This is a genomic window from Meiothermus sp. (genome assembly GCF_025056915.1).
Taxonomy (GTDB): domain Bacteria; phylum Deinococcota; class Deinococci; order Deinococcales; family Thermaceae; genus Meiothermus.
On sequence record NZ_JANWVH010000026.1, the window covers coordinates 1 to 16,536 of the forward strand.

General features: G+C 69.0%; 13 protein-coding genes and 1 pseudogene. 5 read left to right on the plus strand and 9 right to left on the minus strand.

The genetic code is table 11. The features are described 5' to 3' along the window. The 5 genes and pseudogenes from NZN28_RS06030 to NZN28_RS06050 form a co-directional block, all read left to right on the plus strand. A pseudogene (locus NZN28_RS06030) lies at positions 1-206 on the plus strand (ABC transporter ATP-binding protein); the annotation flags it as partial. A gap of 55 nt (positions 207-261) precedes the next feature. Beyond that, positions 262-1,263, plus strand: coding sequence for an iron ABC transporter permease (locus tag NZN28_RS06035; protein WP_295396112.1), 1,002 nt, complete (start codon positions 262-264; stop codon positions 1,261-1,263). Then, a complete protein-coding gene (locus tag NZN28_RS06040; protein WP_295396115.1) occupies positions 1,260-2,069 on the plus strand; it encodes an ABC transporter ATP-binding protein in 810 nt (269 codons plus the stop codon). The genes NZN28_RS06035 and NZN28_RS06040 overlap by 4 nt, the downstream gene beginning before the upstream one ends. Further along, on the plus strand, positions 2,066-2,995 hold the full coding sequence (locus NZN28_RS06045) for an ABC transporter substrate-binding protein (protein WP_295396117.1): 930 nt from the start codon (positions 2,066-2,068) through the stop codon (positions 2,993-2,995). The genes NZN28_RS06040 and NZN28_RS06045 overlap by 4 nt, the downstream gene beginning before the upstream one ends. Further along, on the plus strand, positions 2,992-3,993 hold the full coding sequence (locus tag NZN28_RS06050) for an iron ABC transporter permease (RefSeq protein ID WP_295396119.1): 1,002 nt from the start codon (positions 2,992-2,994) through the stop codon (positions 3,991-3,993). Before NZN28_RS06045 ends, NZN28_RS06050 begins: the two co-directional genes overlap by 4 nt. A gap of 223 nt (positions 3,994-4,216) precedes the next feature. On the opposite strand, the gene NZN28_RS06055 is transcribed toward NZN28_RS06050, so the two are convergent. Genes NZN28_RS06055 through NZN28_RS06095 form a run of 9 tightly spaced genes read right to left on the minus strand, consistent with a single transcriptional unit; the run spans position 4,217 to position 16,532 of the window. Beyond that, positions 4,217-5,611, minus strand: coding sequence for a cobyric acid synthase (locus NZN28_RS06055; protein WP_295396122.1), 1,395 nt, complete (start codon positions 5,609-5,611; stop codon positions 4,217-4,219). After that, the gene (locus NZN28_RS06060) at positions 5,604-6,605 is read right to left on the minus strand and encodes a histidinol-phosphate transaminase (protein ID WP_295396123.1); all 1,002 of its coding nucleotides are present in this window, start codon (positions 6,603-6,605) and stop codon (positions 5,604-5,606) included. The genes NZN28_RS06055 and NZN28_RS06060 overlap by 8 nt, the downstream gene beginning before the upstream one ends. 12 nt (positions 6,606-6,617) lie before the next feature. After that, positions 6,618-7,523: an adenosylcobinamide-phosphate synthase CbiB gene (cbiB, locus tag NZN28_RS06065; protein ID WP_295396125.1), complete on the minus strand. Its 906-nt coding sequence runs from the start codon at positions 7,521-7,523 to the stop codon at positions 6,618-6,620. Then, positions 7,520-9,145: an ATP-binding protein gene (locus NZN28_RS06070; protein ID WP_295396127.1), complete on the minus strand. Its 1,626-nt coding sequence runs from the start codon at positions 9,143-9,145 to the stop codon at positions 7,520-7,522. Before NZN28_RS06070 ends, cbiB begins: the two co-directional genes overlap by 4 nt. Next, on the minus strand, positions 9,142-13,431 hold the full coding sequence (gene cobN, locus NZN28_RS06075; RefSeq protein WP_295396129.1) for a cobaltochelatase subunit CobN: 4,290 nt from the start codon (positions 13,429-13,431) through the stop codon (positions 9,142-9,144). The genes NZN28_RS06070 and cobN overlap by 4 nt, the downstream gene beginning before the upstream one ends. Continuing rightward, positions 13,428-14,195 carry an ABC transporter ATP-binding protein gene (locus tag NZN28_RS06080; RefSeq protein WP_295396177.1) on the minus strand — a complete coding sequence of 256 codons (768 nt, stop codon included), beginning with the start codon at positions 14,193-14,195 and terminating at the stop codon, positions 13,428-13,430. The genes cobN and NZN28_RS06080 overlap by 4 nt, the downstream gene beginning before the upstream one ends. Continuing rightward, complete coding sequence (locus tag NZN28_RS06085) at positions 14,195-15,220, minus strand: iron ABC transporter permease (RefSeq protein WP_295396132.1); 1,026 nt, start codon at positions 15,218-15,220, stop codon at positions 14,195-14,197. The genes NZN28_RS06080 and NZN28_RS06085 overlap by 1 nt, the downstream gene beginning before the upstream one ends. Continuing rightward, positions 15,217-16,152, minus strand: coding sequence for an ABC transporter substrate-binding protein (locus NZN28_RS06090; RefSeq protein ID WP_295396133.1), 936 nt, complete (start codon positions 16,150-16,152; stop codon positions 15,217-15,219). The genes NZN28_RS06085 and NZN28_RS06090 overlap by 4 nt, the downstream gene beginning before the upstream one ends. Further along, a complete protein-coding gene (locus tag NZN28_RS06095; RefSeq protein WP_295396135.1) occupies positions 16,149-16,532 on the minus strand; it encodes a hypothetical protein in 384 nt (127 codons plus the stop codon). The genes NZN28_RS06090 and NZN28_RS06095 overlap by 4 nt, the downstream gene beginning before the upstream one ends. Between the last annotated feature and the right edge of the window lie 4 nt (positions 16,533-16,536).

Genomic DNA, 16,536 nt, shown 5'->3' on the forward strand with positions numbered 1-16,536 from the left:
TGGAGGACATCTCCGATCGGGTGGCGGTGATGTACAAGGGAAGGCTGGTGGAGGTCTCGAGCAGCCACAAAATCTACCGCGAACCCCAGGACGCCTACACCAAAGCCCTGCTCTCGGCCATCCCCATCCCCGACCCCACGGTCAAGCGCGAGCGCATTCCCTGGAACCCAGAGTCTTATCTGGCGGCCCGTTTGAATAGCGCTTGACGCACCAGAGACCATCGAAATAGACTACAAACCCGAGTAAGTTGATTGGATTATTATGATAAAAGCCACCCACCGCCCCAAACACAGCTCGATTCCCTTGTTGGCCCTACTGCTGTGCGGCCTGGGGATTTTAGCCCTGGGCACCGGAGCGGTGCGGATGAGCCCAGCAGAGGTGGTGCAGGCTCTTCTGGGGCCGCACGACGAGACCCAGGCCCGCATTCTCTACGAACTTAGACTGCCCCGGATTCTGGTGGGGGCGCTCTGTGGTGCCTTGTTTGCGGCCTCGGGGGCCATCTTGCAAGGGGTGGTGCGCAACCCTTTGGCCTCGCCAGACATCGTAGGGGTGGCGGCAGGTGCAGGGCTGGCCGCCGTGGTAAACCTGATGCTGTTGCCAAACACGCCCGCCTGGTTGCTGCCAGTGGGGGCTTCTGCTGGGGCGCTGGCGGCCTTTGGCCTGGTGTACGTGCTTGCGCGCCAATCGGGGGAGGTGCTGCCCATCCGGCTGGCCCTGATTGGGGTGGCGGTGGAGGCCTCGCTGGACGGACTGCGCCGGCTCATTCTGGTTCGGGCCGACGACTCCATTGCCCAGGCCCTGATCTTCCTGAGCGGTACAGTCTACGGCGCCGACTGGGAGCGGCTTTTTCGGGTGCTGCCCTTCGCGGCGGTGCTGATTCCCATCACCCTTCTGCTTCACCGCAGGCTCGATGTGCTCTCGTTTGGAGACGAGACCGCCAAAAGCCTGGGGATGCGCCTCGAGCCTGCCCGCCTGGTGGCTTTGGCCCTGGCCGCCGGTCTGGCTGCGGTGGCCGTAATGGGCGTGGGGATTCTGGGCTTTGTGGGCCTGATTGCGCCCCACGCCGCGCGGCTTCTGGTGGGGCCTCGCTTCGGCCTGCTCCTGCCGGCCTCGATGCTGCTGGGTGCCCTGCTGGTCGTGGCCGCCGATGCCCTGGGGCGCGGGCTGATTCCTCCAATCGAGATTCCGGCGGGGCTGCTCACCACCCTGGTGGGTGCCCCGTACTTCCTCTACCTCATGCGAAAGACAGGACGGGTACGATGAGCCTCAGCACCAAAGAACTCACCCTGGGCTACGACGAACGGCGTGTTATCGAGGGCCTGAACCTTGCCTTGCCTAAGGGAAGAATTACCGCCCTGATTGGTCCCAATGGCTGCGGCAAGTCCACCTTGCTGCGGGCCCTGGCCCGGCTGTTGAAGCCCAGAGAGGGTGCGGTGCTGCTGGATGGCAAGGCCATCCATACCCTGCCTACCAAGGCCGTGGCCCGCGAGCTGGCCCTGTTGCCCCAGATGCCCCAGGCCCCCGAGGGGCTCAGCGTGGAGGAGCTGGTCTGGTTCGGTCGCTATCCCTACCAGAGCGCCCTGGGGAACCGCACCGCCCACGACCGTGCGCTGGTGGACTGGGCCCTCGACCAGACCGGAATGCGCATCTTTGCCCGGCGGCCCCTCGAGACCCTTTCCGGCGGCCAGCGCCAGCGGGCCTGGATTGCCATGGCCCTGGCCCAGGAGACCCCCATCCTGTTGCTGGACGAGCCCACCACCTACCTCGACCTGAGCCACCAGCTCGAGGTCTTGCAGCTTTTGCAAAGGCTCAACCGCGAGCAGGGCAAGACCATCGTGATGGTGCTGCACGAACTCAACCAGGCGGCGCGCTATGCCCACCACTTGGTGGCTGTGTACGAGGGAAGGGTGGTGGCCGAGGGGGCTCCGGAGGCTGTGCTCAGCGAGCGCATTCTGCGCCAGGTTTTCGGTTTGAAAGCCCACTTTTTGCGCGACCCCGAGACCGGCACCCCCCACCTGATCCCTTTTGCGCTAGCCCGTAGAGAAGAAATTCTGGAGGAGACCCTGTGAGAAAAATCCTTTTGAGCGTTTTGCCCGTTCTGGGACTGGGCCTGGCCCAGATTCAGGTCAAGCACGAACTGGGCACCCTGAGCCTGAACGCTCCGGCGAAGCGGGTGGTGGTGCTGGAATACAGCTTCCTGGATACCCTGCTGGCCCTGGGGGTGACCCCAGTGGGTGCGGCCACCGGCACCCAGGGCGGCGACCGGGGGTTACCGCCCTACCTGCGGGCGCGGGCCGAGGGCGTGACTTCGATTGGCTCGAGGGCCCAGCCCTCCCTGGAGGCCATCCTCTCGGTGCGGCCCGAGGTCATCATCGCCGATGCCTTCGTGCACCGCGACCTGATTCCCCAGCTACAGCGCATCGCCCCGGTGGTGGCCTTCCAGTCTCGGCGGGGCAGCTTCGACGACCTGAGCCAGCAGGTGTTGGATATCGGGCGCATGGTGGGTAAGGAGGCCCAGGCCCGGCAGCTTCTGGAAGACCAGGAACGCCTTCTGCAGAAAGCCCGGGCCTTTGCCAACCCCAAAGCCCCTCCGCTGATGACCGCCGTATCCACCCCCAACAGCTTTACCGTGCACTCCAACGAGAGCTTCATCGGCTCCCTTTTGGAGCGGCTGGGCCGCAAGAACCTGGCCAGGCCGCAAAACAACCAGACCCAGTACGAGTTGAGCCTGGAAGGCCTGGTGGCCCTGAATCCGGCTACCCTGGTGGTCTTCACCGCACCGGACGAAACCCCCATTGTGCGGAGCTGGGCCAGAAACCCCCTGTGGACGAGGCTCGAGGCGGTACGGCGGGGCCGGGTGTTCGAGTTCGACCGCGACAACTGGACCCGGGGCCGGGGCCCCCTGGCCACCCGCTTCATCCTGGCTGAGTTGATAAACAGCGGTCTCCTGGCCGACAAGCCCGCTGGTGGCAGCTTTGCTTTCAAAGCCCCATGACCCCGCGCCGCCTGACCCTAGATTGGCCGCTGGCGGTGCTGCTGGCCGCAGGGCTTCTGGTTTTCTCCCTGCTGCTCGCGGTTTCGGTGGGGGCAGTGGACATCCCCTTGGATCAGGTCTGGCGCCTCATCTTCCGGCCTGACGCCTCCAATGAGAGCCTCATTGTCCACACCCTGCGCCTGCCGCGAGCCTTGGTGGCCTTGCTGGTGGGGGCCAGCCTGGGGGTGGCCGGGGCCTTGATGCAGGGCCTTACCCGAAATCCCCTGGCTGAGCCTGGCTTGCTGGGGGTGAATGCCGGGGCTGCACTGGGCCTGCTGTTGGGGGTGGTTTTCTTCCCCGGCCTGCCGGGTTGGGGCATGGTGCTGCTGGCGGCTCTGGGCGGGGTGTTGGCGGCGGCGCTGGTCTACAGCCTCACCGCGGTGGTGGGCCTGACCCCGGTGCGGCTGGCCCTGGCGGGGATCGCCGTGGGAGCCATGCTGGGGGCGGCGGCCAGTTTTCTCCTCATCATGTTCGAGGAGCGCACTCGGGGAGCTTTCATCAACCTGTCGGGAAGCCTGGCCGGGCGTACCTGGGAGCACTTCTGGCTGATCCTGCCCTGGGCCTTACCGGCGCTGCTGCTGGCGGTGCTGCTGGCGCAGCAGGTCAACCTGCTCTCCCTGGGTGAGGAGACCGCCCGAAGCCTGGGAGCCCGGGTGGGCGGGGTGCGCCTGCTGGTAGCCGGGCTGGCGGTGCTCTTGGCTGGGGCTGCGGTGAGCGTGGCCGGGCCCGTCGGTTTTTTGGGCCTGATGGTGCCGCACCTGGCCCGGGGATGGGTGGGCCCTGACTACCGGCGGGTGCTACCCCTCTCGGCCCTTCTGGGGGCCAGCCTGCTCTCGCTGGCTGATGTGGCTGCTAGGTTGGTTGACCGGCCCCTCGAGACCCCGGTGGGCATTCTGGTGGTGGCCCTGGGGGCGCCCTTTTTCGTCTACCTGGCCCGACGTACGGGCCAGGTACATTAGTGGGTTTGACGCCCAGGCCGGACTCCCCTTGGCCCCAAACAGCAATAGGCCCTGAGCGCCAGCAAGGGGTGACTGTTATCGCGCTCTTCACAGACGTGGCCGCCCACGAAAACGAGAATGCGCCTAGGATGAGACGCATCTTTTCGAGTTTCCAGGCGGCCACTGAACTGTATAAAACCAAGCTTTCTCGAGCTCAAATGGCTCAAAATATGTGAAGAGCGCTCTAAGGCGTTTGACGGTGGTCTGCCAGCCAGTCCAGGAAGCCTGCCCTAAAGTGGGCCCCCACGAAATCGGCCATCTGTTCAAACACGTCTTCTGAACGCGGCGGCTGCCCAAAGAGGCGCTTCAGCACCTCCGGGTTCTCAAAGAGCCCGTGGAGGTAAAGCCCCAGCACGCTTCCCTGCTGCATGTACACTTGGCCGCTCTCCCCGTGACGAATCTCGTAGCCCTGGATGGCCAGGCCCTCCAGGGCCTTCCAGTACCCGCCCAGCCCTTCCAGGCAGGCCTGGCTCAGCCGCTGCACCTTGTCGGGGCCAAAGACCGTTTGCAGCGGCAGCAGCCCCAGGCCCCGGAAACTCCCTGGGGTCTCGATCCCCTGCGGGTCTTGAATGGTTTCCCCCAACATCTGCAAGCCACCGCAGATGCCGAGCAGGGGCTTTCCGGCGCGGGCATGGGCGCGGATGGAATCCTCAAGCCCCTGGGCCCGGAGCCACTCCAGGTCGCTTACGGTGTGCTTGGAGCCCGGCAGGACAATCAGCTCGGCTCCTTGGAGGGCGCCCGGTGCTTGTGCCCAGACCAGCTCGACCCCGGGCAGATGCTTGAGCGGCTCAAACTCGTCGAGGTTGGAGCTGCGGGGGTAGACCACCACCGCCACCCGGAGGCCCTGTCCCACCGAACGCGGGTCGAAGACCCCATCCTCCTCGGGCAATCCGTGGCCGGGCCAAAGGGGCAGCACGGCCACCGTGGGCACGCCGGTGAGGGCCTCGAGCGCTTCAGGGCCAGGGGAGAGCAGCCGGGCATCGCCCCGGAACTTGTTCAGTACAAACCCTTTAACCAGGGCCTGCTCCGGGGCCTCGAGCAGGGCGTAGGTTCCGTACAGGTGGGCCAAGGCCCCGCCCCGGTCAATGTCGCTCACGATCAGCACCCGGGCCTTCGCTTCCAGGGCTACCCGCATGTTCACGATATCGGTGGACTTCAGGTTGATCTCCGCCGGGCTGCCCGCGCCCTCGATCACCAGCAGGTCGAAGGCCTGCATCAACTCGTGCAGGGCCTGTCGAACCACCGGCCAGAGCCTGTCCTTGCGCTCGCGCCAGGGCAGGCGGGAGAGTTCGGGGCTGGGCCGCCCCAAGAGAATTACCTGGCTTCTCTGCTCGCCCTCGGGCTTGAGCAGGACGGGGTTCATCCGAACCTCAGGCTCGACCCCCGCCGCCAGGGCCTGGAAGTACTGGGCGCTGCCGATCTCGCCCCCGGCCACCACCCGCGCGTTGTTGGACATGTTCTGGGCCTTGAAGGGGGCTACCCGCAGGCCTTGCCGGGCGTAGTAGCGGCAAAGCGCGGTGGCCAGGAAGCTCTTGCCCGCCCCGCTGCTGGTGCCCTGCACCATGATGGCTCTAGCCATGTTTGACCAGGGAGCCTTCCAGGGCTTCCAGCAGGGCCTGCTGGGCTTCTGGGGGCTGGGCCGAAAGGCGCAACCACTCCGGCAGGCCAAAGCTGGTGCAGTCGCGTACCCGAAGCCCCTGCTCCCGCAGCCGGAGCGCAACCCGACTGGCCTGGCCCACCCGCACCAGAAGGAAGTTGGCCGGGCTTTCCTGCACCTCCAGCCCCAGCGCCCTGAGGCCCTGGGCCAGCTCGCCTCGAAGCTGCCAGAGCCGGGCGCGGCTTTGCGCGAGCCAGGCCTGGGAGGGGGGCTCGAGGGTGGCCCTCAGGAAGGCCTCGCCATGAACTCCGAGCACCCAGGAAGGGGCAATGTCGCGAAAGGGGGTGAGGTCGAGGGGAGCCAGCAGAAACCCCGCCCGAACGCCGGTGAGACCGTGGGCCTTGTTGGGGCTGTAAAGCCGCCAGGCGGTGGGGGGCAGAGGGGGTGGATTCTTGGTTAGGGGATGGTAGGCCAGATCCAGCACCAGCGTCACCAGGCGGCGGTGGGCGACCTCTGCGGCCTCGTGCAGAAAATCGTAGACCTCCCCGGTGGGGTTGTTGGGCACGCATAAGAAAGCCAGGGAGGCCTGGGGCAACAGCCGCAGGAACTGTTCCCCGCTTTCGGCCTTGAGCAAGGGGAGTTCGGCTGGCTGGGCTGCCCGCGCGTACTCGGAAAAGGTGGGGGGCAGGATGAGCATGGGGCCGCGAAGGTGGCGCAACCGGGTCAGCCGGTGGATCAGCTCGCTGGTGCCGCCGCCCACCGCCACCTGATCCGGGGACACACCATAAAACTTGGCCAGCGCAAGGTGGGCCTCGGTGTAAAGAGGGTCGGGGTAGCGGCTGGGGTCGGCCCGTTGAATGGCGGCCAGGGCATAAGGATCGGGCCCCAGGCCGTTGGCGTTGGTGGAGAAGTCGAAGCGGGGCGGGGGGCCGCTGTCGGTGCCGCCGTGGATGGGTTTGAGCACATCGTCTATCATGGAATCATCTTCTCATTGTAGCGACTGCAGGAAGTATAGCCCTGCTTCGATGGTGGCCAGGAGTAAAACGCCCAGCCAGCCGGCCCGGCTGACCAGAATCAGCCCGGCCTGCACATCGCTCGAATTAGGGGCGCGACCCGACGGATTGAGGGTGTAAACCCCCGGCTTGCCCAGGCGAAGGCCCAGTCCCAGGGCCAGGGCGGCCATGGGCCAGCCCGAATTGGGCGAGGGGGTCTTGCGGGCCTCGTGCAGGAGCCTCCACCCCCGGAAGCGGGGGGCCACTGCCCACAAAAGCAGGGCGGTGAGCCGGGCCGGGAGCAGGTTCAGCAGGTCGTCGGCGCGGGCCGCCCACTTGCCGGCCCACTCCCAGCGGCCCCGGTAGCCCCACATGGCGTCGGCGGTGTTGGCGAAGCGGTAGAGGGCAGCCCCCGGCAGGCCCAGCAGCACGAACCAGAACAGCGGTGCAATCACCGAGTCGGAGAGGTTTTCCGAGGCCGACTCCAGCAGGCTCTCACGCACCTCGCTTTCCGAAAGCTGCGATGTGTTGCGGCTGACCAGGTGGGATAAGCGTGCGCGTCCGGCCTCGAGGCCCTCCCCGAGGGCCTCCTCCACCGCCCGGGCCTCGCTGAGGAGCAGGCGAAAGGCCAGGAGCGGCTTGAGCAGGAGTGCCGTGAGGGGAAGCTCGAGCCAGGCTGGCAGACCATCCAGCAGCCAGGCCAGCAGGGCGTAGGCCCCCACCCAGAGCAGCGCCCCCAGCATCCAGGCCAAGGCCCCGGCCCAGAAAGCCTTCCGAGGAGCGAGCGCGGTCAGGCCGCGCCCCGCCCAGCTCAGGTAGCGGCCCATCCAGACCACCGGGTGCCACGGGGCCGGAGGCTCGCCCAGACGCCAGTCCATCAGCAGGGCCAGCAGGATGCTCACGCAGACCCTTCCTCGGGGAACCGCAACAGCAGGGCGTGGTCGGAAAGGTCGGAGAGCCGGGCGTAGCGGGCTCCCATGGCCTGGGCCAGCGCGCGGGCCCGGCCCAGCGCCGGGCCTTCCTCCACGTCCAGCACCACCGCCGGGGCCTGCAGGCTCTGGGCCAGGGCCAGGGCCTCGGCCCAGGGGTCGCCCCCCTGGTGTGGCACGTTGGCCCGCCCATCCGTGACCAGCACCAGCCGGGTGCGCCCGTCCAGGTGTGCCCTGGCCAGGGCCAGCGCGGCGGCCAGGGGGGTGCGCCCGCCGGTGGGCAGGTGCTCCAAGGCCCGCCGGGCCGCCTCCTGATCGCGGGTGAAGGGAAGGGTGAGCCGGGCCTCGAGCCCCCGGAAGGTGATGAGGCCCACCTCCTCGGAGCCCCCCTCCAGCAAGGAGAGCAACGCCCCTTTGGCCCAGGCCATGCGGGCCTCGGCGGCCAGCGAGCCGCTGGCGTCCACCACCAGCAAAAGCCGCTGGCCGCGGCGGCCTACCTCCAGCCGGGCGTGAAGATCCTGGCGCTCCAGCCGCTCGGCCCCCCGCAGGCCCGCATGAAGGAGCGAGGCCCTGAGCTCCAGCCGCTCGGGGTGGGGCTCCGGCACCGCCCGCACCGCCTCGCCATGGGGGTGGTTCTGGCTCCCCTGGCGCAGGCTGCCCCCCTCGAGCCGAAGGGGGTGGGGGGGCTTCTTGGGGGGGAGCACCTGCTCGAGGGCCTCCCGGGCCTCCGGCGGCGGCGGGGGCGGGGCCTCCGGCGGCGGGGGGCTTGGCTGCTCGGGCAGCACCAGCGGCCAGACCGCCTCCACCAGCGCCCAGTCCACCCCTTCCCGCCCCTCCCAGGCCGCGAGCGCCCGGGCCGCCTTGGCCAGCGCCAGGTCGGCCCGCAGGCTCGGCACGCCCAAGGCCGCCACCCTCTGGCTGATCTCCAGCAGCAGCTCTTCCCCCAGGGCCAGCCTGGCCAGCCGACCCCGGGCTTCCGCCAGGCTTTGCTTCAAGGCTGCCTGGGCCTCGGCCCACTCGGCACGGAAGCCTGCGGGGTCGGCCTCGAAGGCCAGCCGGCGCGCCAGGGCCAGGGCCCGCTCCGCCGGGTCGGCCAGGCCCCGCACCGCCACCTTGAGGGCGAAGCGGTCGTAGAGCTGGGGCCGAAGCCGCCCCTCCTCGGGGTTCATGCTGGCCAGGAGCACGAAACGGGCCGGGTACTCGAGGCTGAACCCCTCCCGCTCGAGCCGCCCCACCCCGCTCACCACCACGTCCAGCAGGGCATCGGTCAGGTGAGGGGGCAGCAGGTTGACCTCGTCGCAGTAGAGCACCCCCCCGTGAGCCTGGCTCAAGAGGCCCGGCTTCAAGGCAGGCTGGCCCGCGAGGGCTTTGTCCAGGTCGAGCCCCCCCAAAAGCCGCTCCTCGCTGGTGCCGATGGGCAGGTTCACGAAGGGGGCCCCCTCGGGGAGCAGCTCGGCCAGGGCCCGCGCGGCGGTGGTCTTGGCGCTGCCCTTCTCCCCCTCCAGAAGCACCGAGAGCGAGGGGTCGCAGGCCGCGAGCAGCAGGGCCTGGCGCATCTGCGGCTGGCCGACTAGGGCGGCGAAGGGGTAGTTCATGCTTCCTCCCGCGCTTCCTGGGCCGCCTCGGCCTCCAGCAGGGCCTGCTGCAGGGCCTCTAAGGCGGCCTCCGGAGCTTTCCAAAGCCCCCGCTGGGCGGCCTCGAGCAGCCGATGGGCGATGGCCTCCAGTGCCCAGGGGTTGTGCTCGCTCAGGAAGGCCCGGTTCTCGGCCTCGAGGTAGTGCTGGGCCACCCCTTCGAAGATGAACTCCGGCACTGCGGCGGCGGTGGCGCTGTAGCCGAAGATGTAGTCCACCGTGGCGCTCATCTCCAGGCCGCCCTTGTAGCCGTGGCGGCGGATGGCCGCGAGCCACTTGGGGTTCACCACCCGGCTGCGATAGACCCGCAGGATCTCCTCGCTGAGGCTGCGGGTGCGGGGGCGACCGGGGTCGGCGCTGTCGCCGAAGTAGGCCCTGGGGGCCTCCCCCCGCAAGGCCCGCACCGCCGCCACCAGCCCCCCGTGGTACTGGAAGTAGTCGTCGGAGTCCAGGATGTCGTGCTCGCGGTTGTCCTGGTTGTGCAGGGCCACCTCCACCTGCCTGAGCCGCTCGGCGAAGACCGCCTTGGCCTCCACCCCCTCCACCTCCCGCCCATAAGCGTAGCCGCCCCACTCCAGGTAGACCTGGGCCAGATCTTCCAGGCCCGTCCAGTTGCCGGCCTCCAGCAAGGGCAGCATCCCCGCCCCGTAGCTGCCCGGCTTGGAGCCGAAGATGCGCCAGCGGGCCTGGGCCTCGGCCAGGCCACACGCCTCCGGGCCACACTGCTCTAGGGCCTCCAGGTAGTGCTTGCGGGGGTAGTTCTGCGCGGGGTCTTCGGGCAGTTGCATGACCATTTCAAAGGCTTCGTCCAGGAGTTCTATCAGGTGGGGAAAGGCATCGCGGAAGAAGCCCGAGATGCGCAGGGTCACGTCGATGCGGGGGCGGCCCAGCTCGGCCAGGGGAATGGCCTCGAGGCCCTCGATGCGCCGGCTCACCGGGTGCCAGCGGGGGCGCACACCCAAAAAGGCCAGCACCTCAGCCACATCGTCGCCCTGGGTGCGCATCTGGGCGGTGCCCCAGGCCGAGAGGGCCACCATCTCGGGGTAGCGCCCGGTCTCCCGCAGGTAGCGCTCCAGGGTCTCCTGTGCGAGCCGCTCCCCCACCCGCCAGGCCGCCGGGGAGGGCAGGGCCCTGGGGTCTACCGCGTAAAAGTTGCGCCCGCTGGGGAGCACGTGGGCCTGGCCGCGGCTCGGGGCCCCCGAGGGGCCGGGGGGCACGTAGCCCCCTTCCAGGGCCAGCAGCAGGTGCTCAATCTCGTCGTCGGTGCGCTCTAAAGCCGGCACCAGCCGGGTGCAGGCGAAGTGGAGGGTTTCCTCCAGCTCGGTCAGCGCCCCAGCGTCGTACCCATCGGGCAGCGTCTGGGCCAGAATACCGGGGACTTTGCTGGGGTCGAAGCCTTCCTCCTCCAAAGCTTCGTAAAGCCGCAAGGCCAGGCGCTCGAGGCTCTCCAGCACCTGGCCGTGGCTCTGCCCCAGGGGGTGGGGGGGCGTGAGGCGGCGGCCCTGGTGCTCCAGGAGGGCCTCCAGGACGAAGCCGTAGGCTCGGGCCAGGCTCTCGAGCCAGCCCGCAACCTCGCCGTTGGGCAGGCGGGTGAGGGCGCGGAGCATCTCGGGGAAGGGTGGCAGCCTGCCCAGGACGTGAAGCCCGTCCCGAATCTGGGCCAGGCCCAGTTCGCAGAGGTAGCCCTCCAGGTCTTCCAACAGGTGAGCCACCTGGCGGCCCTCCATTTCAGCTAAGCTGGTAGGGACGCCCTCGGGGGTCAGGGTCTCGTCCCACTCGTGCTTGTGGTCGCCGTGGTCGGCCTCGAGGAAGCGCTTTAGCTCCAGGTCGGCTTTGAGCTGGGTCTCCTCTAAAAGCTGCCAGATCTCCTGCTGCACCAGCGGGAGCTTGCTGGGGTCGAGCTTCTCCAGTGCGTAGTACTCGTTCACCAACTCGGTGAGGCGGGCCAGGGGACCGTAGGTCTCGGCCAGGGTGAGGGGCGGGGGCAGGTGATCCACCACCACCGCGTGGGCCCGCCGCTTGGCCTGGGTGCCCTCGCCGGGGTCGTTGAGGATGAAGGGGTAGAGGAGGGGCAGGTCGCCCAGCAGGGTGTCGGGGGCGCAGGCCGCCGAAAGGCCCACCCCCTTGCCGGGGAGCCACTCCAGGGTGCCGTGCTTGCCCAGGTGCACGATGGCGTCGGCCCCCCAATCCTCTTCAAGCCAGCGGTAGAAGGCCGCGTAGTGGTGGGTGGGGGGCAGGTCGGGGGTGTGGTAGATGGCGTCGGGGTCGAGGCCGTAGCCCCTAGGCGGCTGCAGGGCGATGAGCACCTGGCCGAGCTCGAGGCCCGCCACCCAGTAGCTCTCCTCGTCGCTATGGGGCTCCTCCTGCAAGGCCAGGCTGGCGAAGCCCTTGAGCCCCTTGCTCAGGGTCTTCTTGTCGGTCTTGAGCCGGCCCTCGCGCAGGGTGTAGCCCCGCTCGCGGGGGCTGCCCCAGAAGTCCTCCATGCGGAAGCGCAGGGCCTCTGGGAAGCGGCGGAACCAGGCCAGGTAGCGCGAGCGGGGAATGCGGAAGGCCAGCCGGGGGTTCAGGGGGTGGCGCGGGTCGTAGCTGCCCCGCCGCAGCAGCGCCTGCATCAGGGCCTCGGGGCCCTCGGGCAGCTCGGGCAGGGAGTAGCCCCGGGCCCGCAGCGCCCCGAGCAGGCGCCAAAGCGAGGCCGGGGTGTCCAGGCCCACCGCGCCCCCGATGCTCTTGGCCTTGGCCCCCGAGTTGGTGAGCACGATGGCGATGCGCTTCTGGCGGTTGGGCTTGCGCCTCAGAGCGGCCAGGCGGGCGGCCAGGCCGGCGGTGCGCTCCAGGCGGTCGGGCTCGGGCTGGTAGAGGCTATCGCCCCCAGGCTCCTTGAAGCTGATGGGCACCCCAATCAGCCGCCCGTCGAACTCCGGCAGGGCGACCTGCATGGCGGTCTCGAGGGGGCTGAGCCCCCGGCTGCTCACCTCCCAGGCCCCCTTGGGCATCCCCGCGGCGATGGCCTGCACCACCGGCACCCCCAGCCGGCGGAAGGCCTCGCTCTCGCCCAGGGCGAAGGCCAGCGTGGAGACCACCACCTCCACCCGGCCTTCCAGAAAGCCCAGGGCCACCGGGAAGCCGGCCTCCTGGCTCTTGAGCGAGGCCGTGTACACCGGCAGCGCGTTCAGCCCGCGGGCCTCCAGGGCCTCCACCAGCCCGTCCACAAAGGCCAGGTTGCCCGAGAGGTAGTGCGCCCGGTAGAAGAGCACCCCCACCGTGGGCCGGGCGGGGTCGCAAAGCTGCGCCCAGTCCTCCAGGGTGGCCCCCTGGGGCAGCCGGGGATGGTAGAGGCCGTGCTCGGGCTGGGGCGCGGGAGGGGCGTGGCCGAAGCGGGTCTCGAGCAGGGTATCAGCCAGGTACTTCATGAGCTCGAGCAGGTTGTCCACCCCGCCCGCCATCAGGTAAGCGGTGGTCTCCTTGAGCACCAGGGGCCCGACATCCGAACGCCGGGCCAGCTCGGGCGAAAGCTCGCCCAGTCCGCTCAGGAACAAAAGCCGCTGGCCCCGCTCCTTGGCCCAGGCCTCCAAAGCCGCCAGCCCCGGCACCCCCTCCGGCGCCCCGTGCAGCCGCAGCACCACCACCTGGGCCTGCCCCAAGGGCCCCTGAAGCCAAAGCTGCATCTGCTCCGGGGCCTTGAGGCGATTCAGGCTCAGGCCGAGCACCGGGGGAAACCCCACCGGCAAAAGCCCCCGGGCCTGTTCCAGGGCCAGCAGGTCGGTGTCGGCGTGGCTCAAAAGGGCCAGGCCGGAAAGGGCCCCGCCGGCCTCCACCGCCGCTGCAGGGGCCTCTGGCAAGGCCCCCCGGGCCTCCCAGTCGTAGAAGTTGAAGGCGTACTCGGCCAGCTCGGGCGGGGGGGGCAGGAAGCGGTCGGCCTGGAGCATGCTCTCGATGTAGTCGAAGATGAGCCGCACCTGCCAGGGGGTGTTCACCGAGTGGAACCAGACCGAGCGCCCGTCGAAGACCAGCGCCGCCACGTTGGCCAGGGTACAGGGGCCCAGGCAGCCCCCCTTGGTCAGATGGACCACGTTGCGCAGTTTGCGCCGCAGCCACTCCTCCTTGTAGACCTCGGCGGGCACCGGGGCATAGCCCCGCTCGGTGTGGCCGCAGCAGCAGCCGGTGTAGCAGTAGCTCAGGTGGCCCCGCTTCTGCACCAGGTGCACCGCGCGGCCATCGGGGCGCAGGATTTTTTGACGGTAGATCACGCTTCCTCCGGGGGCAGCAGCACCACCTGGGGCCGCCCGGTTCTGGGGTGGGGCTCGACCAGGGCCTCCACCCCGTAAACAACCCTCAGGCGCTCGGCGGTCAGCACCTGCTCAGGCCGGCCCTCGGCCACCACCCGGCCCTCCGAAAGCAGCAGCAGCCGGTCGCAGAAGAGGGCGGCTAGGTTGAGGTCGTGCAGGGCCGCCACCACGGGTATCCTGAGCCCTCGCACCAGTTGCAGCACCTCGAGCTGGTAGCGCACGTCCAGGTGGTTGGTAGGCTCGTCCAGTAGCAGGATGTGGGCCTGCTGGGCCAGCGCCCGGGCGATCAGCGCCCGCTGCTTCTCGCCGCCCGAGAGGCTCTGGAAGGGGCGTTCCTCGTAGCCGGAAAGTCCCACCCGGGCCAGGGCCTCCCGGGCGATGCGGAGGTCCAGGGCGCTGTCGGCCTCGAGCCAGCCTTTGTGCGGGGTGCGTCCCATCAGCACCATCTCCAGCAGGCTGAATCCAGGCTCCTGCACCGCCTCCTGGCCCACCACAGCGAGCCGCCGGGCAACCTCTGCGCTGCGCTGCTGCCAGAGGTCGCGGCCCTCCAGGGCCACCCAGCCGGCATGGGGCCTCAGCATCCGGTAGAGCAGGCGGAGGAAGCTGGACTTGCCTGCTCCGTTGGGCCCCAGCAGCCCCACCAGCTCGGGGCCTTGCAGCTTTAGCGAAACCCCCTGCACCGCCCAGCGCGACCCTAGCCGAAGCGATACCTGATGGGCCTGCATCACCGCTGCACCTCCCGCCGGGTGAGCATCAGCCACAGGAAGAAAGGGGTGCCCAGAAGCGCTGTGATAACGCCCAGGGGTACTTCCTGGGGGGCAAAGAGCATCCGCGCCCCCACGTCCACCCAGATGGTAAAGATTGCCCCCAGCAGAGCAGCCAGCGGGAGCAGCCGGCGGTGGTCGGCCCCGGCCAGGAAGCGCGCCATATGCGGCAGCATGAGCCCGATGAAGCCCACTGCACCGGCCACCGCCACCGCCACGGCGGTGAGCAGCGAGGCCAGCAGCATCAGGCGGCGCCGCAGGCGCGGCACCTCGAGGCCCAGCGTGGTGGCCGTCTCGTCGCCCACCGCGATGGCATTCAGGGCCCGGCTGGAGAAGAGCAGCGCCAGGGTACACAAAAGCAGCACCAGGCTGGGCAGGCCCAGTTCGTTCCACTGGCTGCCGGAGAGGCTACCCAGAAGCCAGGAGAGCGCGGCCCGGGCCAGCTCGCGCTCCCCTGTGAGGGTAATCAGGCTGGTCAGGCCGGAGAAGAGGTAGGCCACCGCCACCCCGGCCAGGATCAGCCGGGTTGGGGTCGTCTGCCCGCCCAGCCGGGCCAGGGCCAGCACCACCCCCAAGCTCAGGAGGGCCCCCAGGAAGGCCCCCAGCGAAACCCCGTACAGCCCGGCAAAACCCAGCCAGCCCGAGGCCAGGGCCAGCACCGCCCCGGTGGAGGCCCCGCTGCTCACCCCCAGCAGGTAGGGGTCGGCCAGGGGGTTGCGCACCAGGGCCTGCATCACCACCCCCGCCACCGCCAGCGAGGCCCCCACCACCGCCCCCAGCAGCACCCGGGGGAAGCGCAGGAACCAGACGATGTTCTCCTGGGCCGCGCTCCAGGTGGGCTCGAGGTTCCCCCCCAGCCTGGCCCAGGCGATGCGCCAGACCTCACCCGCGGCAATCGGCACCGGCCCCAGCATCACCGCCAGGGTAAGCGAGCCCAAGAGGGCCAGGCCCAGCACCAGAAGCCACAGGGCGAAACGCGGTCTCATCGGGACGGGTACAGTTTCTCCGAGAGCAGCTTGACCGCCAGGGCGTTGCGCACCCCTGGGGTGGTGTAGCTAAAGGGAATGGTGATGAAGCGCCGCTCGCGCACCGCCTTTAGGTTGGCAAAGGTGGGGTTGGTGGTGAGGTGGCGGATCTTCTCCTCGGCCCTCGACCAGTCGGCATCAATCACCACAATCACGTCAATCTCGCGAGCCACCACGCCCTCCCAGCTCACCTCGGCCCAGGAGCCCGGCGCGTCGGCAAAAACGTTGCGCACCCCGAGCTGGCGCATGATCATCCCCGGGGCCCCGCAGCAAGCACCCACGTAGGGCTTATCTATGCCGCTGTCGTACCAGAAAACCCGCAAGGGGGTCTGCCCGGCAGCGGCCACCCGGGCCCTGAGGCCCTGGCTGCGCATCTGGGCCACCAGGGCCCTGGCCCGGGCCTCCACCCCAAAGATGCGCCCGATGTCCAGAATTTCCCCATACACATCCTCGAAGGAGACCTGTCGCGGGCGCAGGTTGCGGTCCTCACAGGCCATGGGACTTACGTAAGGGGTGATGCCCAGCTTAAGTAGCTCAGCCCGCGACCCGGCGGCATCCTTGCCGAAGGCGCTGGCGTATGAGCCGTAGACGAAATCGGGCTGCGCCCCCAGAAGCACCTCCTTGGAGGGGTATTGCTTGGCCAGCACCGGCACCTTGGCGTAGGCGGCGGCGTACTCGGGCAGGATGGCGTCGTCGAGGTAGGCCGTGCCCACCATGCGGTCTTGCAGACCCAGGGCCAGCATGACCTCGGTGGCGGCCTGGTTCATGGTCACCGCCCGCTTCGGCGGGGCGCTCAGCTTAAGCTCGAGGCCGCAGTTCCTGAGGGTGACGGGGCTCTGGGCCAGGGCCAGCGAAGCCAGCCCGACCAGCCATGCAACCAAGAGTTTGTTCATGACTTGCTCCTTTCCAGCCGAATGCTGCCTTCCTTGGCAAACCGGCATATTTCCTTGCTCAAAAGCGGCTCGGGTAGGGGCAGCAACTGCCCAGCCTGCTTGCAGGCCGCGGCCCAGTCGGCCAGGGCCAGGTAGTCCTGGCTCTCCAGCCCCCCCAGCCAGCGGGCACCCGCCGGGCTCAGCAGACAGGCGTTGTTGGCCAGCTCGCAGGGGCCCATGCAGTCGCTGAAGCTAATGTGGCAAACCCGCCACAGGTAGTCCCGCTTCCAGCGCTCCAGAAGGGCTTGTTTGGGCACCGGGGCCTGTTCCTTCCCGCCACAAACCCCACCCGTGCAAAAGATGATCTGGCTGAGGGCCGGATGCTTGTAGGGCTGCCGCATGTTT

Coding starts and splice junctions, on each gene's coding strand:
- NZN28_RS06035 (WP_295396112.1), top strand. CDS start 262: ATGATAAAAGCCACCCACCGCCCCAAACACAGCTCGATTCCCTTGTTG.
- NZN28_RS06040 (WP_295396115.1), top strand. CDS start 1,260: ATGAGCCTCAGCACCAAAGAACTCACCCTGGGCTACGACGAACGGCGT.
- NZN28_RS06050 (WP_295396119.1), top strand. CDS start 2,992: ATGACCCCGCGCCGCCTGACCCTAGATTGGCCGCTGGCGGTGCTGCTG.
- NZN28_RS06055 (WP_295396122.1), bottom strand. CDS start 5,611: ATGGCTAGAGCCATCATGGTGCAGGGCACCAGCAGCGGGGCGGGCAAG.
- NZN28_RS06060 (WP_295396123.1), bottom strand. CDS start 6,605: ATGATAGACGATGTGCTCAAACCCATCCACGGCGGCACCGACAGCGGC.
- NZN28_RS06070 (WP_295396127.1), bottom strand. CDS start 9,145: ATGAACTACCCCTTCGCCGCCCTAGTCGGCCAGCCGCAGATGCGCCAG.
- NZN28_RS06080 (WP_295396177.1), bottom strand. CDS start 14,195: ATGCAGGCCCATCAGGTATCGCTTCGGCTAGGGTCGCGCTGGGCGGTG.
- NZN28_RS06085 (WP_295396132.1), bottom strand. CDS start 15,220: ATGAGACCGCGTTTCGCCCTGTGGCTTCTGGTGCTGGGCCTGGCCCTC.
- NZN28_RS06090 (WP_295396133.1), bottom strand. CDS start 16,152: ATGAACAAACTCTTGGTTGCATGGCTGGTCGGGCTGGCTTCGCTGGCC.
- NZN28_RS06095 (WP_295396135.1), bottom strand. CDS start 16,532: ATGCGGCAGCCCTACAAGCATCCGGCCCTCAGCCAGATCATCTTTTGC.